14 protein-coding genes, 4 tRNA genes and 3 rRNA genes are annotated in these 25,004 nt (G+C 62.2%); all 21 read right to left on the bottom strand.

Features of this window, described 5'->3' with window-relative positions:
* Nucleotides 1–108: 108 nt before the first annotated feature.
* The gene (gene tuf / locus ACZ5EF_RS00435; protein ID WP_346062921.1) at nucleotides 109–1,302 is read right to left on the bottom strand and encodes an elongation factor Tu; all 1,194 of its coding nucleotides are present in this window, start codon (nucleotides 1,300–1,302) and stop codon (nucleotides 109–111) included.
* 28 nt (nucleotides 1,303–1,330) lie between these two features.
* Nucleotides 1,331–3,451: an elongation factor G gene (gene fusA / locus ACZ5EF_RS00430; protein WP_346062920.1), complete on the bottom strand. Its 2,121-nt coding sequence runs from the start codon at nucleotides 3,449–3,451 to the stop codon at nucleotides 1,331–1,333.
* Nucleotides 3,452–3,514: 63 nt separating this feature from the next.
* On the bottom strand, nucleotides 3,515–3,985 hold the full coding sequence (rpsG, locus tag ACZ5EF_RS00425; RefSeq protein WP_195861405.1) for a 30S ribosomal protein S7: 471 nt from the start codon (nucleotides 3,983–3,985) through the stop codon (nucleotides 3,515–3,517).
* Between the two features lie 112 nt (nucleotides 3,986–4,097).
* Nucleotides 4,098–4,472 carry a 30S ribosomal protein S12 gene (rpsL, locus tag ACZ5EF_RS00420; protein WP_146803738.1) on the bottom strand — a complete coding sequence of 125 codons (375 nt, stop codon included), beginning with the start codon at nucleotides 4,470–4,472 and terminating at the stop codon, nucleotides 4,098–4,100.
* 148 nt (nucleotides 4,473–4,620) lie between these two features.
* Nucleotides 4,621–8,841 (bottom strand): DNA-directed RNA polymerase subunit beta', encoded by a 4,221-nt coding sequence (gene rpoC / locus ACZ5EF_RS00415; protein ID WP_346062919.1) that lies wholly within the window; start codon nucleotides 8,839–8,841, stop codon nucleotides 4,621–4,623.
* A 91-nt stretch (nucleotides 8,842–8,932) separates the two neighbouring features.
* The gene (gene rpoB / locus ACZ5EF_RS00410) at nucleotides 8,933–13,012 is read right to left on the bottom strand and encodes a DNA-directed RNA polymerase subunit beta (protein WP_346062918.1); all 4,080 of its coding nucleotides are present in this window, start codon (nucleotides 13,010–13,012) and stop codon (nucleotides 8,933–8,935) included.
* Nucleotides 13,013–13,248: 236 nt separating this feature from the next.
* Complete coding sequence (gene rplL / locus ACZ5EF_RS00405; protein ID WP_346062917.1) at nucleotides 13,249–13,620, bottom strand: 50S ribosomal protein L7/L12; 372 nt, start codon at nucleotides 13,618–13,620, stop codon at nucleotides 13,249–13,251.
* A gap of 93 nt (nucleotides 13,621–13,713) precedes the next feature.
* On the bottom strand, nucleotides 13,714–14,217 hold the full coding sequence (gene rplJ, locus ACZ5EF_RS00400; protein WP_346062916.1) for a 50S ribosomal protein L10: 504 nt from the start codon (nucleotides 14,215–14,217) through the stop codon (nucleotides 13,714–13,716).
* A 259-nt stretch (nucleotides 14,218–14,476) separates the two neighbouring features.
* Nucleotides 14,477–15,169: a 50S ribosomal protein L1 gene (rplA, locus tag ACZ5EF_RS00395; protein ID WP_346062915.1), complete on the bottom strand. Its 693-nt coding sequence runs from the start codon at nucleotides 15,167–15,169 to the stop codon at nucleotides 14,477–14,479.
* A gap of 2 nt (nucleotides 15,170–15,171) precedes the next feature.
* Complete coding sequence (rplK, locus tag ACZ5EF_RS00390) at nucleotides 15,172–15,603, bottom strand: 50S ribosomal protein L11 (RefSeq protein ID WP_102626767.1); 432 nt, start codon at nucleotides 15,601–15,603, stop codon at nucleotides 15,172–15,174.
* A 95-nt stretch (nucleotides 15,604–15,698) separates the two neighbouring features.
* Entirely contained in the window at nucleotides 15,699–16,232 is a 534-nt protein-coding gene (gene nusG / locus ACZ5EF_RS00385) for a transcription termination/antitermination protein NusG (protein WP_346062914.1), read from the bottom strand.
* Nucleotides 16,233–16,240: 8 nt separating this feature from the next.
* Nucleotides 16,241–16,609 (bottom strand): preprotein translocase subunit SecE, encoded by a 369-nt coding sequence (gene secE / locus ACZ5EF_RS00380; RefSeq protein WP_346062913.1) that lies wholly within the window; start codon nucleotides 16,607–16,609, stop codon nucleotides 16,241–16,243.
* Between the two features lie 73 nt (nucleotides 16,610–16,682).
* Nucleotides 16,683–16,758: transfer RNA gene (locus ACZ5EF_RS00375), tRNA-Trp, on the bottom strand.
* Between the two features lie 162 nt (nucleotides 16,759–16,920).
* A tRNA-Thr gene (locus ACZ5EF_RS00370) sits at nucleotides 16,921–16,995 on the bottom strand.
* 12 nt (nucleotides 16,996–17,007) lie between these two features.
* A tRNA-Gly gene (locus tag ACZ5EF_RS00365) sits at nucleotides 17,008–17,081 on the bottom strand.
* Nucleotides 17,082–17,126: 45 nt separating this feature from the next.
* A tRNA-Tyr gene (locus tag ACZ5EF_RS00360) sits at nucleotides 17,127–17,210 on the bottom strand.
* A gap of 120 nt (nucleotides 17,211–17,330) precedes the next feature.
* On the bottom strand, nucleotides 17,331–18,170 hold the full coding sequence (locus ACZ5EF_RS00355; protein WP_346062912.1) for a type III pantothenate kinase: 840 nt from the start codon (nucleotides 18,168–18,170) through the stop codon (nucleotides 17,331–17,333).
* Nucleotides 18,167–19,147: a biotin--[acetyl-CoA-carboxylase] ligase gene (locus ACZ5EF_RS00350; protein WP_346062911.1), complete on the bottom strand. Its 981-nt coding sequence runs from the start codon at nucleotides 19,145–19,147 to the stop codon at nucleotides 18,167–18,169. Before ACZ5EF_RS00350 ends, ACZ5EF_RS00355 begins: the two co-directional genes overlap by 4 nt.
* 754 nt (nucleotides 19,148–19,901) lie before the next feature.
* Nucleotides 19,902–20,017 (bottom strand): 5S ribosomal RNA (rrf, locus tag ACZ5EF_RS00345).
* 110 nt (nucleotides 20,018–20,127) lie between these two features.
* Nucleotides 20,128–23,015 (bottom strand): 23S ribosomal RNA (locus tag ACZ5EF_RS00340).
* A gap of 162 nt (nucleotides 23,016–23,177) precedes the next feature.
* Nucleotides 23,178–24,717 (bottom strand): 16S ribosomal RNA (locus tag ACZ5EF_RS00335).
* The 16S, 23S and 5S rRNA genes sit together here, the layout of an rRNA operon.
* Nucleotides 24,718–25,004 lie beyond the last annotated feature (287 nt).

The raw sequence follows: 25,004 nt of genomic DNA, 5'->3' as shown, positions 1-25,004 counted from the left end.
AAGGATGCGCATTATAGGCATGGCCGCCACCAGAGTCAAACACTGGAAGCGGCATGCGCAGAAAGGGGGCTCCTGGAGGAGCCCCCTTCGATCATCGAGCGATCAAGCTTACTCGACGATCTTGGCCACGACGCCGGCGCCGACGGTACGACCGCCTTCGCGGATGGCGAAGCGCAGGCCGTCTTCCATGGCGATCGGAGCGATCAGGGTGACAACCATCTTGACGTTGTCGCCCGGCATGACCATCTCGACGCCTTCCGGCAGTTCACAGGTACCGGTCACGTCGGTGGTACGGAAGTAGAACTGCGGACGGTAGCCCTTGAAGAACGGAGTGTGACGACCACCCTCGTCCTTGGACAGCACATACACTTCCGCTTCGAACTTGGTGTGCGGAGTGATGGAGCCCGGCTTGGCCAGAACCTGGCCACGCTCGACGTCGTCACGCTTGGTGCCGCGCAGCAGGGCGCCGACGTTCTCACCGGCACGACCTTCGTCGAGCAGCTTGCGGAACATCTCGACACCGGTGACGGTGGTCTTGGTGGTGTCCTTGATACCGACGATCTCGATCTCTTCGCCGGCCTTGACGATGCCGCGCTCGATACGACCGGTCACCACGGTGCCGCGGCCGGAGATGGAGAAGACGTCCTCGATCGGCATCAGGAACGGCTGGTCGATGGCACGCTCCGGCTCCGGGATGTAGTCGTCCAGGGCCTTGATCAGGTTGGCAACGGCGGTGGTACCCATGCCGTTGTCGTCCTTGCCTTCCAGGGCCATCAGCGCGGAGCCGATGATGATCGGGGTGTCGTCGCCCGGGAAGTCGTACTCGTTGAGGAGTTCACGAACTTCCATCTCGACCAGCTCGAGCAGCTCTTCGTCGTCGACCATGTCGGCCTTGTTCAGGAACACGACGATGTACGGCACGCCGACCTGGCGAGACAGCAGGATGTGCTCGCGAGTCTGCGGCATGGGGCCGTCGGCGGCGGAACAGACCAGGATAGCGCCGTCCATCTGGGCGGCACCGGTGATCATGTTCTTGACGTAGTCGGCGTGCCCCGGGCAGTCGACGTGAGCGTAGTGACGCTGCTCGGACTGGTACTCAACGTGAGCGGTAGAGATGGTGATACCGCGCTCACGCTCTTCCGGAGCGTTGTCGATGGAATCGAAGGCACGGGCGTCGCCACCGAACACCTCGGCGGACACACGGGTCAGGGCCGCGGTCAGGGTGGTCTTGCCGTGGTCAACGTGACCGATGGTGCCGACGTTTACGTGCGGTTTGGAACGTTCGAACTTTTCCTTAGCCACTGCTATAACCTCTTTCGTTAGCTAACGGTTAACTTTTCTGGTTGATGACGGCTTCTACGACGCTGGAGGGCGCCTCGTCGTACTTCGCAAACTCCATGGAGTAGCTTGCACGGCCCTGGGTTTGAGAACGCAGGTCGGTCGCATAACCGAACATCTCGCCCAGCGGCACCATTGCGCGGATGACCTTACCGGAGGAAGAGTCATCCATGCCCTGCACCAGACCGCGACGACGGTTCAGGTCGCCCATGACGTCACCCATGAATTCCTCGGGGGTCACGACTTCGACCTTCATCATCGGCTCTAGCAGCACGGCCTTGGCCTTCTTGGCCCCTTCCTTGATCGCCATGGAGGAGGCGACCTTGAACGCGGTCTCGTTGGAGTCCACGTCATGGTAGGAACCATCGAACAGCGTGACCTTGACGTCAATCATCGGGTAGCCCGCGATGACACCGTTCTGCAGCTGCTCATAGGCCCCTTTCTCGACGGCAGGTACGTATTCCTTGGGTACCACACCACCGACGATCTCGGAGGCGAACTTGAAGTGCATCTCTTCGTCGTCGCCCTTGTCCGCCTCGGTGAGCGGCTCGATGCGCAGCCAGACATGACCGAACTGACCACGACCACCGGACTGGCGCACGAACTTGCCTTCCTGCTCGACGCTGGCACGGATGGTTTCACGGTAGGCCACCTGAGGCTTACCGATGTTGGCTTCCACCTTGAACTCGCGACGCATGCGGTCGACGATGATGTCCAGGTGCAACTCACCCATGCCGGAGATGATGGTCTGGCCGGTCTCTTCGTCGGTCTTGACGCGGAAGGAGGGATCTTCCTGGGCCAGCTTGCCCAGGGCCACGCCCATCTTCTCCTGGTCGGCCTTGGACTTCGGCTCGACGGCCACCGAGATCACCGGATCCGGGAACTCCATGCGCTCGAGGACGATCTTGTCGTTCAGGTCGCACAGGGTGTCACCGGTGGTGACGTCCTTGAGGCCGATACAGGCGGCGATGTCGCCGGCGTAGACCTGCTTGATCTCCTCGCGCGAGTTGGAGTGCATCTGCACGATACGGCCGACGCGCTCCTTCTTGCTCTTGACCGAGTTGAACACGCTGTCGCCGGAGTTCAGGACCCCGGAATAGACGCGGATAAAGGTCAGGGTGCCGACGAAGGGATCGGTGGCGATCTTGAAGGCCAGGGCCGCGAAGGGCGCACTGTCGTCCGCCTCGCGGGTGGCGATGGTGCCATCCTTGTCGTCCAGCTCACCCTCGATGGCCTTGACCTCGGTGGGCGACGGCATGTACTCGATGACGCCGTCGAGCACCGCCTGGACGCCCTTGTTCTTGAAGGCCGAACCACAGGTGACCAGGACGATCTCATTGGCCAGGGTGCGCGCGCGCAGGCCGGCCTTGATCTCCTCGATGGTCAGCTCGCCACCTTCGAGGTACTTGTCCATCAGCTCTTCGGAGGCTTCGGCGGCGGCCTCGACCATCTCTTCGCGGAACTTCTCGGCGGTTTCCTGCAGCTCGGCGGGAATGTCGACGAGCTCATAGCTCATGCCGAGGCTTTCCTCGTCCCACAGGATGGCCTTCATCTGGATCAGGTCGATGACGCCCTTGAACTCTTCCTCGGTGCCCCAGTTGATCTGGATCGGCACCGCGTTGGCGCCCAGGCGCTCCTTGAGCTGATCGACGACCATGAAGAAGTCGGCGCCGGCGCGGTCCATCTTGTTGACGAACACCATGCGCGGCACTTCGTACTTGTTGGCCTGACGCCAGACGGTCTCGGTCTGCGGCTGCACACCGGAGGAGCCGCACAGCACCACCACGGCACCGTCGAGAACCCGCAGGGAGCGCTCCACCTCGATGGTGAAGTCGACGTGCCCCGGGGTATCGATGATGTTGATGCGGTGCTCATCGAACTGCTTGTTCATGCCCTGCCAGAAGCAGGTGGTAGCGGCGGAGGTGATGGTGATCCCACGCTCCTGCTCCTGCTCCATCCAGTCCATGGTGGCCGCGCCATCATGGACCTCGCCAACCTTGTGCGACAGGCCGGTGTAGAACAGCACACGCTCGGTGGTGGTGGTCTTACCGGCGTCAACGTGGGCGACGATACCAATGTTGCGGTAACGCTTGAGTGGTGTCTTGCGTGCCACGGTGAAATTCCCCGTTGGTTGGAGGCACCCGCCGGGCGGATGCCTCGTGTGTGGAAGCGCGCCTTAGAAACGGTAGTGGGAGAAGGCCTTGTTGGCTTCTGCCATGCGGTGTACGTCTTCACGCTTCTTCACCGCGGACCCCTTACCTTCGGCGGCATCCAGCATCTCACCGGCCAGACGCTGAACCATGGTCTTCTCACCGCGGTTACGGGCCGCATCCACCAGCCAACGCATGGCCAGGGCCTGACGACGGGAAGGACGAACCTCCACCGGCACCTGATAGGTCGCACCGCCGACGCGGCGCGACTTGACCTCGACCATCGGCTGGATGGTTTCCAGCGCCTTGTCGAAGATCTCCAGCGGCTCTTCTTTACTACGCTCGGCAACCGTGTCCAACGCACCGTAGACGATGCGCTCAGCTGTGGACTTCTTGCCGCTGACCATCAGGTGGTTCATGAACTTCGCCAGGCGCTCGCTTCCGAACTTCGGATCCGGCAGGATTTCGCGCTTAGCGGCAACTCTTCTTCTAGGCATGATAAGCCCTCGTTAAGGGGTCCTTCAGGTAAACCCGAGACTGGCGCCCTGGGCGACGCTCGACCTTACTCTTATCAGACCAATGCAATTCGGGTGAAAACGGCGTCCGGCCTTAGGCCTTGGGACGCTTGGCGCCGTACTTGGAACGGCCCTGCTTACGGTTCTGCACGCCGGAAGTGTCCAGGGCGCCGCGCACGGTGTGATAACGCACACCCGGCAAATCCTTGACACGGCCGCCACGGATCAGGACCACGGAGTGCTCCTGAAGGTTGTGGCCTTCACCGCCGATGTAGGAAGTGACCTCGTAGCCGTTGGTCAGGCGCACACGGCAGACCTTACGCAGGGCCGAGTTCGGCTTCTTCGGGGTGGTGGTGTAGACGCGGGTGCAGACGCCGCGCTTCTGCGGGCAGGCCTGAAGCGCCGGCACGTCGCTCTTGGCGACAGGGCGCTTGCGCGGCTTGCGCACGAGCTGATTGATCGTTGCCATAGTCTGTAGCTGACTCCAATGGTTGCCTTGCCTTTCAATAGTGGCACGGGCGCACCCACCCCACTATTAAAGGCTGCGAATTCTACTGTTTCCCGGCGAGGCCCGTCAAGACCACCGCCCCCGACAGGGAAGCGGTGGCCTCGAGACCTCAGATCTCGTCGTCGTCGGCGTCGAGGGCGGTGAGCTGGGCGCCCAACTCCTGCTCGACGTCGAAGGCCGACGGGTGGAGCATGCGATCGGCGTCTTCACGCCGACGCTTGCGCTCCGCATGGTGGGTAAGGCCGGTACCGGCCGGGATCAGTCGACCCACCACCACGTTCTCTTTCAGGCCGCGCAGGTAATCGCGCTTGCCGGTCACCGCCGCCTCGGTCAGCACCCGGGTGGTCTCCTGGAAGGAGGCCGCGGAGATGAACGACTCGGTGGCCAGGCTGGCCTTGGTGATACCCAGCAGCAGACGCTCGTACTTGGCCGGGAACTTGTCGTCCTTGGCCAGGCGGGCGTTCTCCTCCAGCACCCGCACCAGTTCCACCTGGTCGCCGGTGATAAAGCTGGAGTCGCCGGCATCGGTGATCTCCACCTTGCGCAGCATCTGACGCACGATGACTTCGATGTGCTTGTCGTTGATGCCCACGCCCTGCAGGCGGTAAACCTCCTGGACCTCGGCGGTGATGTACTTGGCCAGCTCCGCCACGCCCAGCAGACGCAGGATGTCGTGGGGGTTGCTGGGACCGTCGGAAATCACCTCGCCCTTCTCCACGGTCTCGCCTTCGAAGACCGCGATCTGACGCCACTTGGGAATCAGCATCTCGAAGGGGTCGCCGCCACCCTCGGGGGTGATGGTCAGGCGACGCTTACCCTTGGTCTCCTTGCCGAAGGTCACCACGCCACTGATCTCGGCGAGGATCGACGGCTCCTTCGGCTTGCGCGCCTCGAAGAGGTCGGCGACCCGCGGCAGACCCCCGGTGATGTCCTTGTTACCGGACGCCTCCACCGGAATCCGCGCCACCACTTCGCCGACGCCGATGGTGGCACCGTTCTCGGTGTTGACGATGGCGTTGCCGGGCAGCAGGTACTGCACCGGGGTGTTGGAGCCGGCCAGGCAGACGTGCTCGCCGCCGGGGCCGGTGAGCATGATCATCGGGCGCTTGTCGCGGCCGGCCTGCGGGCGCGCCGCGGACTCGATCACCTCGATGGAGGAAAGGCCGGTCATCTCGTCCACCGTGCGGTGGATGGTGATGCCCTCTTCCATGTCGATGTACTGGGCCTGACCCTCGGCCTCGGCGACGATGGGGTGGGTGTGCGGATCCCACTTGGCCACGGTCTGGCCGGCGTCGACGGCGTCGCCATCCTTGACGGAGAGCTCGGCACCATAGGGCAGCTTGTAGTACTCGCGCTCACGACCGTGCTCGTCGGCCACCGCCAGGGCGCTGGAGCGGGAGACCACCACCAGCTTGCCGTCGCCGCGCTCCACCGACTTGATGTTGTGCAGGCGCACCTTGCCGCCATGCTTGACCTGGACGCTGTCCACCGCGGAGGCCCGGGAGGCCGCACCGCCGATGTGGAAGGTCCGCATGGTCAGCTGGGTGCCCGGCTCACCGATCGACTGGGCGGCGATGACGCCCACCGCCTCGCCGATATTGACCTGATGGCCACGCGCCAGGTCGCGGCCGTAACAGGCCGAGCAGACGCCGTGGGAGGTCTCGCAGGTGATCGAGCCGCGCACCACGATCTCGTCGACGCCCATGGTGTCGAGCTGCTCGCACCATTTCTCGTCGAGCAGGGTGCCGCGGGGAATCAGCACCTCGTCGCTGGCCGGATCGACCACGTCCTGGGCGACCACCCGGCCCAGCACCCGCTGCGCCAGGGAGACGATGATATCGCCGCCCTCGATGATCGGGTGCAGGGTCAGGCCTTCCTCGGTGCCACAGTCGGACTCGGTGATCACCAGGTCCTGGGCCACGTCGACCAGGCGGCGGGTCAGGTAACCGGAGTTGGCGGTTTTGAGGGCCGTATCCGCCAGACCCTTACGGGCGCCGTGGGTGGAGATGAAGTACTGGAGTACGTTCAGGCCCTCACGGAAGTTGGCGACGATCGGCGTCTCGATGATCGAGCCGTCCGGCTTGGCCATCAGGCCACGCATCCCCGCCAGCTGACGGATCTGGGCGGCGCTACCCCGGGCCCCGGAGTCGGCCATGATAAAGACGCTGTTGAAGGAGTCCTGCTCGACCTCGTTGCCCTCACGGTCGATCACGGTCTCCTTGGAGATGCCCGCCATCATCGCCTTGGCCACCTTGTCGTTGGCCTTGGACCAGATGTCGATCACCTTGTTGTACTTCTCGCCGGCGGTGACGAGGCCCGAGGAGAACTGGTCCTCGATCTCCTTCACTTCTTCCTCGGCGGCATCCACGATGGCCTTCTTGGCCTCGGGGATAACGAAGTCGTTGACGCCGATGGAGGCGCCGGACCAGGTGGCCATGCGGAAGCCGGTGTACATCAGCTGGTCGGCGAAGATCACCGCGTCCTTGAGGCCGGCGCGACGGTAGACCTCGTTGAGCAGCTTGGAGATCGCCTTCTTCTTCATCGGCTGGTCGACCAGCTCGAAGGGCACGCCCTTGGGCAGGATGCGGAACAGCAGCGCCCGGCCCACGGTGGTGTCGAAGATCGACTGCTTCTTGACCAGCTCGCCGCCCTCTTCCTCGGGCAGGTGCTCGGTCAGGCGCACCTTGACCTTGGCGTGCAGGGCCACCTTCTCGGCACCGAAGGCACGCTCCACCTCGGCCAGGTTAGCGAAGGCCATGCCCTCACCCTTGGCGTTGATCTTCTCGCGGGTCATGTAATAGAGACCCAGCACCACGTCCTGGGACGGCACGATGATCGGCTCGCCGTTGGCCGGCGACAGCACGTTGTTGGTGGCCATCATCAGCGCCCGCGCCTCGAGCTGGGCTTCCAGGGTCAGCGGCACGTGGACCGCCATCTGGTCACCGTCGAAGTCGGCGTTGTAGGCGGCACACACCAGCGGGTGCAGCTGGATCGCCTTGCCCTCGATCAGCAGCGGCTCGAAGGCCTGGATGCCGAGGCGGTGCAGGGTCGGGGCGCGGTTGAGCAGCACCGGGTGCTCGCGGATGACGTCGGCGAGGATATCCCACACCTCGGGCAGCTCGCGCTCGACCATCTTCTTGGCGGCCTTGATGGTCGAGGCGTAGCCCTGGGACTGCAGCTTGGAGTAGATGAACGGCTTGAACAGCTCCAGGGCCATCTTCTTGGGCAGGCCGCACTGGTGCAGGCGCAGGGTCGGGCCGACGGTGATCACCGAACGACCGGAGTAGTCGACGCGCTTGCCCAGCAGGTTCTGACGGAAGCGCCCCTGCTTGCCCTTGATCATATCGGCCAGGGACTTCAGCGGGCGCTTGTTGGACCCGGTGATGGCGCGACCGCGGCGACCGTTGTCGAGCAGCGCATCCACCGACTCCTGCAGCATGCGCTTCTCGTTGCGCACGATGATGTCCGGCGCATTGAGGTCGAGCAGCCGCTTGAGGCGGTTGTTACGGTTGATCACCCGACGGTAGAGGTCGTTGAGATCGGAGGTGGCGAAGCGGCCGCCGTCCAGGGGCACCAGCGGACGCAGGTCCGGCGGCAGCACCGGCAGCACTTCCATGACCATCCAGGCCGGGGCATTGCCCGACTTGTAGAAGGCTTCCAGCAGCTTGAGGCGCTTGGAGAGCTTCTTGATCTTGGTCTCGGAATTGGTCTGCGGGATCTCCTCGCGCAGGCGATTGATCTCTTCTTCCAGATCGATATCGGCCAGCAGCGCCTGGACCGCCTCGGCGCCCATGCGGGCGTCGAAGTCGTCACCGAACTCCTCGAGGGCCTCGAAGTACTGCTCGTCGTTGAGCAGCTGGCCACGCTCGAGGGTGGTCATGCCCGGGTCGATGACCACGAAGCTCTCGAAGTAGAGCACCCGCTCGATATCGCGCAGGGTCATGTCCAGGAACATGCCGATACGCGACGGCAGGGACTTGAGGAACCAGATATGCGCGACCGGGCTGGCCAGCTCGATATGGCCCATGCGCTCGCGGCGCACGGCGGCCTTGGTGACCTCGACGCCGCACTTCTCGCAGATGATGCCGCGGTGCTTCATGCGCTTGTACTTGCCGCACAGGCACTCGTAGTCCTTCACCGGGCCGAAGATCTTGGCGCAGAACAGGCCATCCCGTTCCGGCTTGAAGGTACGGTAGTTGATGGTCTCCGGCTTCTTGACCTCGCCGTAGGACCAGGAGCGGATCATGTCCGGGGACGCGAGCGTGATCTTGATCGCGTCGAACTCGTCGGACTGTGACTGCGATTTGAGGACTTTCACCAAATCTTTCATGGGTCGGCTCCGTTGCGGAGTTGTCATGGGCGGGGGCCGGAGCCCCCGCGGACCGTCATTCTGTGAAGCGCTTGGCTAGCGGCGAGGCCGCCTAGCTCTCCAGCTCGATATCGATACCCAGGGAGCGGATCTCCTTCACCAGCACGTTGAAGGATTCCGGCATGCCCGCCTGCATGGCGTGGTCGCCGTCCACGATGTTCTTGTACATCTTGGTACGACCTTCCACGTCGTCGGACTTGACCGTGAGCATCTCCTGGAGGGTGTAGGCGGCGCCATAGGCTTCCAGGGCCCAGACCTCCATCTCACCGAAGCGCTGACCACCGAACTGCGCCTTGCCGCCCAGCGGCTGCTGGGTGACCAGGGAGTAGGAGCCGGTGGAACGGGCGTGCATCTTGTCGTCCACCAGGTGGTTGAGCTTCAGCATGTACATGTAACCGACGGTCACCGGACGGTCGAAGGCGTCGCCGGTACGGCCATCGAAGAGGGTCATCTGACCGGAGTCCGGCAGATCGGCCAGCTTCAGCAGGTGCTTGATCTCACGCTCTTCGGCGCCGTCGAACACCGGCGAGGCCATGGGCACGCCACGACGCAGGTTCTGGGCCAGGGTGATCACCTCGTCGTCGCTGAGCTCGGCGATGTCCTCCTCACGGGTTCCCGGGGTGGAGTTGTAGACCTTGCCCAGGAAGTCGCGAATCTCGGCCAGCTGCTGATCGCGGGCATCGCGCAGCAGGGCGTCGATCTTCATGCCCAGGCCATGGGCGGCCATGCCCAGGTGGGTCTCGAGGATCTGACCGACGTTCATCCGCGACGGTACGCCCAGCGGGTTGAGGACGATATCCACCGGCTCGCCATTGGCGTCGAAGGGCATGTCCTCGATCGGCATGATCGCCGAGATCACGCCCTTGTTACCGTGACGACCGGCCATCTTGTCGCCCGGCTGGATGCGACGCTTGACCGCCAGGTAGACCTTGACGATCTTCAGCACGCCCGGCGCCAGATCGTCGCCCTGGGTCAGCTTGCGCTTCTTGTCCTCGAAACGCTCGTCCATCTCCTTGCGACGGTTCTCCAGCTGCTCGTCGGCCTGGGCCAGCAGCTCGTTGAGGGCCTCGTCCTGCAGGCGCAGCTTGAACCACTGCTGACGCGGCAGCTCCTCAAGGTAGGCCTCGGTGAGCACATCGTCCTTCTTCAGTTTGGGCCCACCATTGACGGCTTGGCCAGTCAGGGTGCGCTTGAGGCGTTCGAAGGTGGCATCCTCGGCGATGCGGTAGGTCTCCTGGAGATCCTTGCGCACCTCGTCGAGCTGCATCTGCTCGATGGACAGGGCCCGGGAGTCCTTCTCCACGCCGTCGCGGGTAAACACCTGGACGTCGATGACGGTGCCCTTCATGCCGGTGGGGGCACGCAGGGAGGTGTCCTTCACGTCGGAGGCCTTCTCGCCGAAGATCGCGCGCAGCAGCTTCTCTTCCGGGGTCAGCTGGGTCTCGCCCTTGGGGGTGACCTTACCGACCAGGATATCGCCCGGCCCCACCTCGGCGCCGATATAGACCACGCCCGCCTCGTCCAGCTTGGCCAGCGCCGACTCGCCCACATTGGGGATATCGGAGGTGATCTCCTCGGCCCCCAGCTTGGTGTCGCGGGAGACGCAGGTCAGCTCCTGGATATGGATGGTGGTGAAGCGATCTTCCTGCACCACGCGCTCCGAGACCAGGATGGAGTCCTCGAAGTTGTAGCCGTTCCAGGGCATGAAGGCGATGCGCATGTTCTGGCCCAGGGCCAGGTCGCCCATGTCCACGGAGGGGCCATCGGCGAGGATGTCGCCGCGTGCCACCTGGTCACCGGGGCGCACGATGGGGCGCTGGTTCATGCAGGTGTTCTGGTTGGAACGCACGTACTTGGTGAGGTTGTAGATATCGACGCCGGCCTCGCCGCCGATGATCTCGTCCTCGTTGATGCGCACCACGATGCGCTTGGCATCGACGGAGTCGATCACCCCGCCGCGACGCGCCACGGCGCAGACGCCGGAGTCACGGGCCACGAAGCGCTCCATGCCGGTGCCCACCAGGGGCTTGTCGGCACGCAGGGTCGGCACCGCCTGACGCTGCATGTTGGCCCCCATCAGGGCGCGGTTGGCGTCATCGTGCTCGAGGAAGGGGATCAGCGCCGCGGCCACGGAGACCACCTGACGCGGCGAGACGTCCATCAGGGTCACCTGCTCGGGACGCATGAAGGTGGTCTCGCCCTTGTGACGCACCTGCACCAGGTCGTCGATCAGCCGGTTGGCCTCATCCACGGTGGCCGAGGCCTGGGCGATAACGAAGTCGCCCTCCTCGATGGCGGAGAGATGCACCACGTCGTCGGTCACCAGGCCGTCCACCACCTTGCGGTACGGGGTCTCGAGGAAACCGTAGCTATTGGTGTGGCTGTAGGTGGCCAGGGAGTTGATCAGGCCGATGTTCGGCCCTTCCGGGGTCTCGATCGGGCACAGGCGGCCGTAGTGGGTGGCGTGAACGTCACGCACCTCGAAGCCGGCCCGCTCGCGGGTCAGGCCGCCCGGGCCGAGCGCGGAGACGCGGCGCTTGTGGGTGACCTCGGAGAGCGGGTTGTTCTGGTCCATGAACTGGGAGAGCTGGCTGGAACCGAAGAACTCCTTGACCGCCGCGGCGACGGGCTTGGCGTTGATCAGGTCCTGGGGCATCAGGCCCTCGCTCTCGGCCATGGAGAGACGCTCCTTGACCGCGCGCTCGACGCGCACCAGGCCCACGCGGAACTGGTTCTCGGCCATCTCGCCCACGCAACGGATACGGCGGTTGCCCAGGTGGTCGATATCGTCGACCTCGCCGAAGCCGTTACGGATATTGATCAGCTCTTTCAGCACGTCGAGGATATCGTCACGGCCCAGCACGCCGGAGCCGGTGTCGCTGTCGCGACGCAGGCGGCGGTTGAACTTCATGCGGCCGACGCCGGAGAGATCGTAACGATCCTCGGTGAAGAAGAGGTTGTGGAACAGGGTCTCGGCGGCCTCCTTGGTGGGCGGCTCGCCGGGACGCATCATGCGATAGATCTCCACCAGGGCCTCGAGCTGGGTGCGGGTGGTGTCCAGCTTGAGGGTGTCGGAGACGAAGGGCCCGCAGTCGAGATCGTTGGTGTAGAGGGTCTCGAGGCGGGTGACACCGGCCTGACCCAGCTTCTCGAGCAGGTCGGGGGTGATCTCGGCGTTGCACTCGCAGATCAGCTCGCCGGTATTGGGGTCGATCTGATCCTTGGCCAGGGTCTTGCCGAAGAGGTACTCCATGGGCACCTCGAGGCGCTCCAGGCCGGCCTTCTCCATCTGGCGGATATGCTTCTGGGTGATGCGACGCCCTTCCTCGACGATCAGGCTGCCATCGGCATCCTTGATGTCGAAGGTGGCGGTCTCGCCGCGCAGGCGCGACGGCACCAGCTCCACGGAGAAGCCGGACTTCTCGATATGGAAGGTGCTGGTGTCGAAGAAGGTATCGAGGATCTCCTCGGCACTCATGCCCAGTGCGCGCAGCAGCACCGAGGCCGGCAGCTTGCGGCGGCGGTCGATACGCACATAGACGTTGTCCTTGGGATCGAACTCGAAGTCGAGCCAGGAGCCACGGTAGGGAATCACCCGCGCCGAGTAGAGCAGCTTGCCGGAGGAGTGGCTCTTGCCCTTGTCATGGTCGAAGAAGACACCCGGGGAGCGGTGCAGCTGGGAGACGATGACCCGCTCGGTACCATTGACCACGAAGGTACCGTTCTCGGTCATCAGGGGGATCTCCCCCATGTAGACTTCCTGCTCCTTGATGTCCTTGATGGCCTTGTTCGACGACTCCTTGTCATAGATGATCAGGCGAACCTTGACCCGCAGCGGCGCCGAGTAGGTGACACCGCGCAGCTGGCACTCCTTGACGTCGAAGGCCGGCGTACCGAAACGGTAGCTGACGTACTCGAGGGCGGCGTTGCCGGAGAAGCTCTCGATCGGGAAGACGGACTTGAAGGCGGCATGCAGGCCGACTTCCATCCGCTCTTCGGGCGAACGGTCCTGCTGGAGGAAGTCGTAGTAGGAATCAAGCTGGATGGCCAGCAGGTAGGGCACATCCATCACTTGGGGCAGTTTGCCGAAATCCTTGCGGATGCGTTTTTTCTCAGTGTATGAGTAAGCCATCTGTATTCCCCAGCTTGTTCACCATGGGTGACCGATGCGAATCGGCGCCACCCGACGGTAGCGGCTCCGTCAGGCGTTGACGGCAAGCCCCCGGAGGAGGGCTCGCCGTCGGAATTCGGCTAGCGGCGGCGGCAGAGCGGCGGCCGGCTAGTGACAACAGAAAAAGGCCGGCAGCGGGTGACCCGCCACCAGCCGTGGAAGCTTACGCAGCGCGTGAAGCCATGGAAATCAAGAACTTACTTGAGTTCCACGGAAGCGCCGGCTTCTTCCAGCTTCGCCTTGGCCGCTTCGGCGTCGTCCTTGGACAGGGCTTCCTTGATGGTCGCCGGTGCGCCGTCGACGGCACCCTTGGCTTCCTTCAGGCCCAGGCCAGTGATCTCGCGAACGACCTTGATCACGTTGACTTTCTTCTCGCCGGCAGAGGTCAGCACCAGGTCGAACTCGGTCTGCTCTTCGGCGGCGGCGGCTTCGCCACCGGCCGGGCCGGCAACGACGGCGGCAGCGGCGGAAACGCCGAACTTCTCTTCCATCGCTTCGATCAGATCGACGACTTCCATCACGGACATGTCGGCGACGGCGTTGATGATGTCTTCTTTGGTCAGTGCCATTGTCAAATTCCTAGACTTTGCGGGAATCCCGTACCAAAAGGTCCGAGGACTCGAGGGTTCAGTATAAGTCGCGTATCGGCCGAAAGGGACGCCTTAGGCGGCCGCTTCCTGCTTCTGGTCACGCAGTGCAGCCAGGGTGCGGACCAGTTTGCCGGCGGAAGCTTCCTTCATCACCGACATCAGCTTGGCGATCGCTTCATCGTACGTCGGCAGGGTCGCCAGACGGTCGATATCGGCAGCCGGGATCAGCTCGCCTTCGTAGGCCAGCGCCTTGACTTCGAAGCTCTTCTCCGCTTTGGCGAACTCCTTGAACAGACGGGCGGCGGCGCCCGGGTGCTCGGTGGAGAAAGCCAGCAGGGTCGGGCCCACGAAGCTGTCGTTCAGGCACTCCCAGGGAGTACCGTTCAGGGCGCGACGTGCCAGGGTGTTGCGGACAACACGGATCTGCACGCCATTCTCGCGGGCCTGCTTGCGCAGGTCGGTCATCTTGCTGACCGCGACGCCACGAGAATCGGCAACGACGACGGAGAGAGCATCCTTGGCGGCTTCACTGACCTCGGCAACGATTGCCTTCTTGCCTTCGAGAGCTAGTGCCACTGTGTTCACTCCTTCGTGCCGGGAATCTGCGATGCGGGCATCGCATCCCGGGGGTTACCATCTCCCCCGCGCCTGTTGGCGCGGAGGTCTTGGGCGATGGTGCACACCAGCGGACTGGCGGCCACACCATCTGCGCAGGCATCCCGGAGGGAAGATTAAGCCGCCTACCGGAGTGGACGGCGCCTGCGGTCTTTGACGGTGCCCCGCCCGGCGTCTTGAATCCGCGCACGGGGACCGCAAAGTTCTTGCCTGTCGGCGATCACACCAGCGCGGAGTGATCGACGGTGATGCCCGGGCCCATGGTGGTGGACAGGGTCATCTTCTTGAAATACACACCCTTGGAAGTGCTCGGCTTGAGCCGCTTCAGGTCGGCGACCAGCGCTTCCAGGTTGCCCTGGATGGCGGTGGCGTCGAAATCGACCTTGCCCAGGGTGGTGTGGATGATACCGTTCTTGTCGGTACGGAAACGCACCTGACCGGCCTTGGCGTTCTTGACGGCGGTGGCCACGTCCGGGGTCACGGTGCCGACCTTGGGGTTCGGCATCAGGCCACGCGGACCGAGGATCTGGCCCAGCTGACCGACGACGCGCATGGCGTCCGGCGAGGCGATGACCACGTCGAAGTCGAGCTGACCCTTCTTGACCTGCTCGGCCAGCTCGTCCATGCCAACGATATCGGCACCGGCTTCCTTGGCGGCATCGGCGTTGGCACCCTGGGTGAAGACGGCGACACGCACGTCTTTACCGGTACCATTGGGCATGACGGTGGCGCCACGCACGACCTGGTCGGATTTGCGCGGATCGACGCCCAGATTGATGGCGACGTCCAGGGACTCCTTGAACTTGACGGTGGACAGCTCGGCGAGCAGGGCCACGGCCTCTTCCAGGGAGTAGACCTTGGTGGAGTCGACCTTTTCGTTGATCAGCTGGGCGCGCTTGGACAGTTTAGCCATGATCAGAGACCCTCCACGTTCAGGCCCATGCTGCGGGCGCTACCGGCAATGGTACGCACAGCGGCGTCGAGATCGGCGGCCGTCAGATCCGGCTCCTTGGTCTTGGCGATCTCTTCCAGCTGTTCGCGGGTCACGGTACCGACCTTCTTCTTGTTCGGCTCACCGGAACCGGACTTGATGCCAGCGGCTTTCTTCAGCAGCACGGCAGCAGGCGGGGTCTTGGTGACGAAGGTGAAGCTACGGTCGGAGTAGACGGTGATCACCACGGGAGTGGGCAGGCCCGGCTCGATGTCCTGGGTCGCGGCGTTGAACGCCTTACAGAACTCCATGATGTTCACACCGTGCTGACCCAGGGCCGGGCCGACGGGGGGGCTGGGATTGGCCTTACCAGCTGCGACCTGCAGCTTGATGTAAGCCTGTACTTTCTTGGCCATGATGGACTCCAGTTGGGTAGTAGCGCCTTGCGGCTCCCCGATTGATGAGCCGCCGGGCGGCTCGCGATACGACTAAATACGACTGAGGCCGAGCGTTACTCTTTCTCGACCTGGGAAAACTCGAGTTCGACAGGGGTCGCGCGACCGAAGATCAGCACGCTGACCTGGAGGCGACTCTTGTCGTAATTGACCTCTTCGACCACGCCATTGAAGTCGGCGAAGGGGCCATCGACAACGCGCACGGACTGACCCGGCTCGAACATGGTCTTGGGGCGCGGCTTGTCGGTACCGTCCTGGACGCGGCGCAGGATGGCATCCGCCTCCTTCTGGGTGATCGGCGCCGGCTTCTCCTTGGTGCCGCCGATAAAGCCCATGACCCGCGGCGTCTCGTTGACCAGGTGCCATGTCGCGTCATTCATTTCCATCTCGACCAGCACATAGCCAGGATAGAACTTGCGCTCGCTCTTGCGGCGCTTGCCGTCACGCATCTCGACGACTTCTTCGGTAGGCACGAGGATCTCGCCGAAGCCCTCCTCCATGCCATACAGCTTCACACGCTCCTTGAGCGAGCGCATGACGTGCTTCTCGAAGCCGGAATAGGCGTGGACGACATACCAACGCTTGGACATGGAAACTCCTAACCGATGACGCCGGACATTGCCCAGCCAAGAAGGGTATCGATCAGCCACAGCATCAGGCCCACCACCAGCACGGCCACCAGCACGATGGCGGTGGTCTGTACGGTCTCGGGACGGGTCGGCCAGACGACGCGCTGAATCTCTTTCTTCGCATTCTTGGCCAGCTCGGCGAGGTCGCGACCCTTGGTGGTCGTCAGGGCGATCGCCGCAGCGGCAGCGCCCAGCACCACCACACCCAGGGCGCGATAGAGCAGCGCCTGATCGGCAAAATAGGAATTACCAACGACGGCAACGACCAGCAGCGCGACGACAGCCGCCCACTTGAGCCCGTCGTGGCGCGACTCCTGCACCTCGGCGTTATGTTTCATGAAAACGTGACTCCTCAGGGTGCAGCGATCGTAACGTGAAATCTGTCTTGAGGTAAGCCAGCCTGGGGAAGACTGGCAGGCCAGGAGGGAATCGAACCCCCAACCTGCGGTTTTGGAGACCGCTGCTCTGCCAATTGAGCTACTGGCCTGTATCAACACCCTGCGCCTTCGCCACCCTTTGCGGGACACTCAGGACACAGCGGGCGCCATGGTAGCGGAAAAGCAACCGCCTGGCAACCCTATTCGCGCAATGCCGAGGACACCCTCGACACAAAGAGAAAAGGCGAGCCATTCGACTCGCCTTTTCAAAGTGGAGCTCATGGACGGATTTGAACCGTCGACCTCACCCTTACCAAGGGTGTGCTCTACCCCTGAGCTACATGAGCGCAAACCTTACCTGGAGCGGGCAGCGGGGATCGAACCCGCATCATCAGCTTGGAAGGCTGAGGTTCTACCATTGAACTATGCCCGCCTACCCACTCTTACTACCGCCCCGCCTTGACCGGGCGGCTAAATCTGGTGGAGGGGGAAGGATTCGAACCTTCGAAGCTTTCGCGGCAGATTTACAGTCTGCTCCCTTTGGCCACTCGGGAACCCCTCCAGCTGGCGAAGCATTCTACCCGCCTCAGCAACCATGTCAAGCCTTATCTTTCAGTGGCTTGGCATCATCCATCAGCGCTTGGCGAGGGGGATGTGTTGCCCTGGAACGCGGCGCATTGTGTCAAAGCAGGGTGGAGAATGCAAGTCCTGCACGAATCTTTTCCAGCGCCGCGGGCACCGGCACCCGCGGCGCCCCCGACAGGCGCCCCGCCCGCTCCGCCGCGGTCAGCGGAAAACAGGCCTCCAGGCCGCCGTAGACCATATCGGGCCAGACCGCATGGGGCACCCGCAGCCCCCGGGAGACCACCCGCGCATCGCCGCCGGTCAGCAATAGCGGCAGCGCCACCCCCTCCCGGTCACAGACCTCGGCATAGAGGCGATTGACGGCGCTTACCGCGGCCATATAGATGCCGTGATTGACCGCCTCCACGGTATTCTTGCCGGGAGCCAGCAGCTCATCCGCCTCGCTGTCCGGGTCGATGGCCACGTTGCGGGTCCCCAGCTTGAGACTCTCCTTCATCAGCCGCAGGCCCGGGAGGATATAGCCGCCGAGGTGACGCCCCCCCGGCAGCACGAAATCCACGGTGATGGCGCTGCCGCAATCCACCGCACAGCAGCCTCCGGCCAACTGATACCCGGCCAGGGTGCCCAGCCAGCGATCCACCCCCAGGCGCCCCGGCTCCTCGTAGCCGTTGGTCACCCCCAGGGCCTCGGCGGTGGAGCGTGCCACATAGACCGACACCACCCGGCGCCGCAGCAGCGCCACCGTCTCTTCCAGCACCGCCTTGCGCGCCACGCTGGAGATGCGCACCGACTGCACCACGTCCAGGTCGGGGATATCGGAGCCGGGACGCCACTCCTCCCGGGTCCAGAGCGCCCCACGGGAACGGATCTCGCTGCTCAGGGTATCCTTGAGCCGCCACTTGGAGAGGGTATTGCCGATATCCAGATCGAGAATCATGGGCGACCACGCACGCTGATTTCACCGCCGGCCAGCCGCCGCAGCTCGTCGCCACAACGCACCTCCAGGTGCCCGGCCCCATCGACCCCCTGGGCGATGCCCCGGTAGCTCTGACTGCCCTGAATCACCTCCACCTCCTGGTCGGCATGGGCGTGCCGTGCGTTCCAGGCCGCCTGCCAGGCGCCAAAGCCCTCCCCCTCGAAGCGTTGCATCAACTCCAGCAGGCCACCGATCAGCGCCGCCGCCAGGGCATTGCGTGAGATACCCGGCACCTGATCCGCCACCGCCGCTACCGGCTGATCGACGGCCTCGCGCATCGCCTGCGGCAGGAAGACATTCAGGCCGATGCCGATCACCACCTCGCAGGGCCCCTCCAGGTCCCCCTGCACCTCCAGCAGGATGCCGGCCAGCTTACGCCGCCCCTCCTCGGTGACCAGCAATAGATCGTTGGGCCACTTCAGGGCGACCCGCGCGCCCTCGCGCTCCAGTACGTCGGCGAGCACCACCCCCACGGCCAGGCTCAGCCCCTCCAGGGCCGCTACGCCATTCTCGAAGCGCCACCCCAGGGAGAGCAGCAGGCCACGCCCCCAGGGACTGACCCAACGCCGCCCTCGCCGCCCACGACCGGCCCCCTGGCTCTCCGCCAGGCACACCTCACCGTGCCCGGCGCCCTGAGTGAAGCGCTCGCGCAGGAAGGCATTGGTAGAGTCCAGGGACTCCTCGACGAACAGGCGCCGCAGGGCGGGGCGACTCTGCGAGTCGAGCCGCGAGACGATCCCGGCGCCATCGAGGAGCTCCACCGGCTCACCCAGCCGGTAGCCCAGCCCCTTGACCGCCTCCAGGGGAATTCCCAGGGCCTCCAGCTTCTTCAGCTGCTTCCAGACCGCCGTGCGCGACACCCCGAGACGCTCCCCCAGCTGCTCGCCGGAATGGAAGTCCCCATCGCTCATCAGGCGAATCAGGTCACCAATGGTCATCTTAAGGCCCCTGCGGCAAAAGGCTCATTCTAGCGGAAGGAGTCCGACCCCGTGAATCACGCCGACCAAAGTGGCATCTCCTGTAGCCCGACTCCCTCCTCCTGAGCCTCGCCCTTCGGGCCCGCCGAGGCGATTCCCGCAGCGCCCCGACCACAGAGCATGGGAGCCCCCAACGACAAGCCCCCGGCCTCTGTCGAGACCGGGGGCTGAATACGAAAAAACCCCAGCCTCTGTCGACGCTGGGGTTTCCTCTCAATAAGTGCCTGACGAGGATCCGGCCGGCGCTCCGGCGGGCGGCGTCCGCTACTCGACTCGTCTCATCCTGAGACTCGCCCTTCGGGCCCGCCGAGGCAGTTTCCGCCGCTTCCCGACAGGCGGGATCCATGGGAGACCCCCAAACGACGAAGCCCCGACCAATGGTCGGGGCTTCTGAATAAGTGCCTGACGATGATCGCGCCGGGCTCCGGCGGTCGGCGCTCCGATACTCTCGCATGGGGGTGAGACCACCCGGCCCTTCGTGGCACCGCCACGGGGGCGGTCGAACGCCCCGAGCCGGCGAGGGGCTGGACCGCGAAGCGGCCCCACGAGGTAAAGAGCGGGTCTCCCCGTGCCCATGAAAAAACCCCGAACACTGAGTGCCCGGGGTTTTTTCGATATAAGTGCCTGATGAGGATCCGGGCGGCGTTCCGCTACTCTCCATGGGAGACCCACAAACGACGAAGCCCCGACCAATGGTCGGGGCTTCTGAATAAGTGCCTGACGATGACCTACTCTCGCATGGGGAGACCCCACACTACCATCGGCGCTGAGCGGTTTCACTGCTGAGTTCGGCATGGGATCAGGTGGTTCCCACTCGCTATGGTCGTCAGGCGTAAACGGTGGCCGGCTGCGTGCGTGTCGCAACCCGCCTTATGAATCATGCTGTTGAGGATCGTCTCACGTATCCGGCGCGTACCATCGCGCAAACCCCTTGGGGTTATATGGTCAAGCCTCACGGGCCATTAGTATCGGTTAGCTCAACGCCTCGCAGCGCTTCCACACCCGACCTATCAACCAGCTAGTCTTGCTGGACCCTTTAGGAGGCGCAAGGCCTCAGGGAAGTCTCATCTTGAAGGGGGCTTCCCGCTTAGATGCTTTCAGCGGTTATCCTGTCCGCACATAGCTACCCGGCAATGCCACTGGCGTGACAACCGGAACACCAGAGGTGCGTCCACTCCGGTCCTCTCGTACTAGGAGCAGCTCTTCTCAAACTTCCGACGCCCACGGCAGATAGGGACCGAACTGTCTCACGACGTTCTAAACCCAGCTCGCGTACCACTTTAAATGGCGAACAGCCATACCCTTGGGACCGACTTCAGCCCCAGGATGTGATGAGCCGACATCGAGGTGCCAAACACCGCCGTCGATGTGAACTCTTGGGCGGTATCAGCCTGTTATCCCCGGAGTACCTTTTATCCGTTGAGCGATGGCCCTTCCATACAGAACCACCGGATCACTAGAACCTACTTTCGTACCTGCTCGACGTGTCTGTCTCGCAGTCAAGCACCCTTATGCTCTTGCACTCAATGCACGATTTCCGACCGTGCTGAGGGTACCTTCGTGCTCCTCCGTTACTCTTTGGGAGGAGACCGCCCCAGTCAAACTACCCACCACACACTGTCCTCGCCCCGGATGACGGGGCTGAGTTAGAACGCCAATGATGCCAGGCTGGTATTTCAAGGTTGGCTCCACCCGAACTGGCGTCCGGGTTTCCAAGCCTCCCAGCTATCCTACACAAGCAACATCAGCGTCCAGTGTGAAGCTATAGTAAAGGTTCACGGGGTCTTTCCGTCTAGCCGCGGGTACACAGCATCTTCACTGCGATTTCAATTTCACTGAGTCTCGGGTGGAGACAGTGTGGCCATCATTACGCCATTCGTGCAGGTCGGAACTTACCCGACAAGGAATTTCGCTACCTTAGGACCGTTATAGTTACGGCCGCCGTTTACCGGGGCTTCGATCAGGAGCTTCGGCCGGAGCCTAACACCATCAATTAACCTTCCGGCACCGGGCAGGCGTCACACCCTATACGTCCGCTTGCGCGTTTGCAGAGTGCTGTGTTTTTAATAAACAGTTGCAGCCACCTGGTATCTTCGACCGGTTCGTGCTTCCACCGCGGGGTGTTCACACTACGCCGGCGTGCCTTCTCCCGAAGTTACGGCACCATTTTGCCTAGTTCCTTCACCCGAGTTCTCTCAAGCGCCTTGGTATTCTCTACCTGACCACCTGTGTCGGTTTGGGGTACGGTCTCACAGAATCTGAAGCTTAGAGGCTTTTCCTGGAAGCGTGGCATCAATGACTTCCAGACCGTAGTCTGTTCGTCTCGTCTCTCGGCCTTGAGATCCCGGATTTGCCTAAGATCTCGGCCTACTGACTTTCACCAGGACAACCAACGCCTGGCTCACCTAGCCTTCTTCGTCCCCCCATCGCAATTCTGTGAGGTACGGGAATATTGACCCGTTTCCCATCGACTACGCCTTTCGGCCTCGCCTTAGGGGCCGACTCACTCTGCTCCGATTAGCGTCGAACAGAAACCCTTGGTCTTCCGGCGGGGGAGTTTTTCACTCCCCTTATCGTTACTCATGTCAGCATTCGCACTCGTGATACCTCCAGCGAGCTTCTCAACTCACCTTCATCGGCTTACACGACGCTCCTCTACCGCTCGTCATTCGACGAACCCGTAGCTTCGGCACCTGGTTTGAGCCCCGTTACATCTTCCGCGCAGGCCGACTCGACTAGTGAGCTATTACGCTTTCTTTAAAGGATGGCTGCTTCTAAGCCAACCTCCTAGCTGTCTAAGCCTTCCCACATCGTTTCCCACTTAACCAGGATTTTGGGGCCTTAGCTGACGGTCTGGGTTGTTTCCCTTTTCACGACGGACGTTAGCACCCGCCGTGTGTCTCCCACGCTGCACTCACCGGTATTCGGAGTTTGCCTCGGGTTGGTAAGCCGGGATGGCCCCCTAGCCGAAACAGTGCTCTACCCCCGGCGGTGATACGTGAGGCGCTACCTAAATAGCTTTCGAGGAGAACCAGCTATCTCCGGGCTTGATTAGCCTTTCACTCCGATCCACAAGTCATCCAAATCTTTTTCAACAGATCCTGGTTCGGTCCTCCAGTTGATGTTACTCAACCTTCAACCTGCTCATGGATAGATCGCCCGGTTTCGGGTCTATATCCAGCGACTGGTCGCCCAGTTAAGACTCGGTTTCCCTACGCCTCCCCTATACGGTTAAGCTCGCCACTGAATATAAGTCGCTGACCCATTATACAAAAGGTACGCGGTCACAGAACGAGTCTGCTCCCACTGCTTGTACGCATACGGTTTCAGGATCTATTTCACTCCCCTCTCCGGGGTTCTTTTCGCCTTTCCCTCACGGTACTGGTTCACTATCGGTCAGCCAGGAGTATTTAGCCTTGGAGGATGGTCCCCCCGTCTTCAGTCAAGGTTTCTCGTGCCCCGACCTACTCGATTTCACTGGATCAGGTTTTCGGCTACGGGACTATCACCCGCTATGGTCGAGCTTCCCAGCTCGTTCGCCTAACCAGTCACCAGCTTAAGGGCTGGTCCCCGTTCGCTCGCCGCTACTTGGGGAATCTCGGTTGATTTCTTTTCCTCGGGGTACTTAGATGTTTCAGTTCCCCCGGTTCGCCTCCTGCACCTATGGATTCAGTGCAGGATACTCATCTTGTGATGAGTGGGTTTCCCCATTCGGAAATGTCCGGGTCACAGGTTGTTTGCCACCTCACCGAACCTTATCGCAGGCTACAACGTCCTTCATCGCCTCTGGCTGCCAAGGCATCCACCGTATGCGCTTAATCGCTTGACCATATAACCCGAAGGGGTCTGGTCGCGATTGGTACGATAATTGCCGGATACGCTTGAGACGTATCTTCAATTTGTCAGCATGATTCATATTTTTAAAGAGCACTTGCTCTGAAACAATCAGGCAATTCATGTGAGCACTTGCCGGCAGGCGGCAGTCGTCGTTTAAGGAGGTGATCCAGCCGCAGGTTCCCCTACGGCTACCTTGTTACGACTTCACCCCAGTCATGAACCACACCGTGGTGATCGCTCCCCCGAAGGTTAAGCTAACCACTTCTGGTGCAGTCCACTCCCATGGTGTGACGGGCGGTGTGTACAAGGCCCGGGAACGTATTCACCGTGACATTCTGATTCACGATTACTAGCGATTCCGACTTCACGGAGTCGAGTTGCAGACTCCGATCCGGACTGAGACCGGCTTTATGGGATTAGCTCCACCTCGCGGTATCGCAACCCTTTGTACCGACCATTGTAGCACGTGTGTAGCCCTACCCGTAAGGGCCATGATGACTTGACGTCGTCCCCACCTTCCTCCGGTTTGTCACCGGCAGTCTCCCTAGAGTTCCCGACCGAATCGCTGGCAAATAGGGACAAGGGTTGCGCTCGTTACGGGACTTAACCCAACATTTCACAACACGAGCTGACGACAGCCATGCAGCACCTGTCTGTGCGTTCCCGAAGGCACCAATCCATCTCTGGAAAGTTCGCACGATGTCAAGGGTAGGTAAGGTTCTTCGCGTTGCATCGAATTAAACCACATGCTCCACCGCTTGTGCGGGCCCCCGTCAATTCATTTGAGTTTTAACCTTGCGGCCGTACTCCCCAGGCGGTCGACTTATCGCGTTAACTGCGCCACAAAGTTCTCAAGGAACCCAACGGCTAGTCGACATCGTTTACGGCGTGGACTACCAGGGTATCTAATCCTGTTTGCTACCCACGCTTTCGCACCTCAGTGTCAGTGTCAGTCCAGAAGGCCGCCTTCGCCACTGGTATTCCTCCCGATCTCTACGCATTTCACCGCTACACCGGGAATTCTACCTTCCTCTCCTGCACTCTAGCCTGACAGTTCCGGATGCCGTTCCCAGGTTGAGCCCGGGGCTTTCACAACCGGCTTATCAAGCCACCTACGCGCGCTTTACGCCCAGTAATTCCGATTAACGCTCGCACCCTCCGTATTACCGCGGCTGCTGGCACGGAGTTAGCCGGTGCTTCTTCTGCGAGTGATGTCCTTCCTGAAGGGTATTAGCCCTCAGGCCTTCTTCCTCGCTGAAAGTGCTTTACAACCCGAAGGCCTTCTTCACACACGCGGCATGGCTGGATCAGGGTTTCCCCCATTGTCCAATATTCCCCACTGCTGCCTCCCGTAGGAGTCTGGGCCGTGTCTCAGTCCCAGTGTGGCTGATCATCCTCTCAGACCAGCTACGGATCGTCGCCTTGGTGAGCCGTTACCTCACCAACTAGCTAATCCGACATAGGCTCATCCGATAGCGCAAGGTCCGAAGATCCCCTGCTTTCTCCCGTAGGACGTATGCGGTATTAGCGTGAGTTTCCCCACGTTATCCCCCACTATCGGGCAGATTCCTATGCATTACTCACCCGTCCGCCGCTCGACGCCTGGAAGCAAGCTTCCATCGTTTCCGCTCGACTTGCATGTGTTAGGCCTGCCGCCAGCGTTCAATCTGAGCCATGATCAAACTCTTCAGTTTAAAATCATTGTGGTTCTTACTTGTCACCCGAAGGTAACAAAAGCGAACCAAACTTGGCTCAAGGTTCAAACGTTCTCAAAAAGACCCGAAGATCTTTGACGAGTCGCTTGCCTTGATGATTTGGTGACTTCTCACCGCCTCACCGACAAGCGCCCACATGAATTACCTGATCGATTGTTAAAGAGCGGCTCCGAGCTCTCTAAAGAGTGGAGCGTCTCGCTTTGGTCGCTGTTGCGACGCCGCTGCGAGGAAGCGACATTCTACCGATTCGGCCGCTGCTGTCAAGC

The organism is Bisbaumannia salifodinae, from assembly GCF_055388505.1.
Note: the sequence above shows the minus strand (reverse complement) of the source record. Positions and strands in the feature narration are given on the sequence as shown.

Excerpts from the sequence above, each read along its gene's own strand:
- rpsG (WP_195861405.1), bottom strand. The coding sequence starts at position 3,985 with ATGCCTAGAAGAAGAGTTGCCGCTAAGCGCGAAATCCTGCCGGATCCG.
- rpsL (WP_146803738.1), bottom strand. The coding sequence starts at position 4,472 with ATGGCAACGATCAATCAGCTCGTGCGCAAGCCGCGCAAGCGCCCTGTC.
- rpoC (WP_346062919.1), bottom strand. The coding sequence starts at position 8,841 with ATGAAAGATTTGGTGAAAGTCCTCAAATCGCAGTCACAGTCCGACGAG.
- rpoB (WP_346062918.1), bottom strand. The coding sequence starts at position 13,012 with ATGGCTTACTCATACACTGAGAAAAAACGCATCCGCAAGGATTTCGGC.
- rplL (WP_346062917.1), bottom strand. The coding sequence starts at position 13,620 with ATGGCACTGACCAAAGAAGACATCATCAACGCCGTCGCCGACATGTCC.
- rplA (WP_346062915.1), bottom strand. The coding sequence starts at position 15,169 with ATGGCTAAACTGTCCAAGCGCGCCCAGCTGATCAACGAAAAGGTCGAC.
- rplK (WP_102626767.1), bottom strand. The coding sequence starts at position 15,603 with ATGGCCAAGAAAGTACAGGCTTACATCAAGCTGCAGGTCGCAGCTGGT.
- nusG (WP_346062914.1), bottom strand. The coding sequence starts at position 16,232 with ATGTCCAAGCGTTGGTATGTCGTCCACGCCTATTCCGGCTTCGAGAAG.
- secE (WP_346062913.1), bottom strand. The coding sequence starts at position 16,609 with ATGAAACATAACGCCGAGGTGCAGGAGTCGCGCCACGACGGGCTCAAG.
- ACZ5EF_RS00355 (WP_346062912.1), bottom strand. The coding sequence starts at position 18,170 with ATGATTCTCGATCTGGATATCGGCAATACCCTCTCCAAGTGGCGGCTC.
- ACZ5EF_RS00350 (WP_346062911.1), bottom strand. The coding sequence starts at position 19,147 with ATGACCATTGGTGACCTGATTCGCCTGATGAGCGATGGGGACTTCCAT.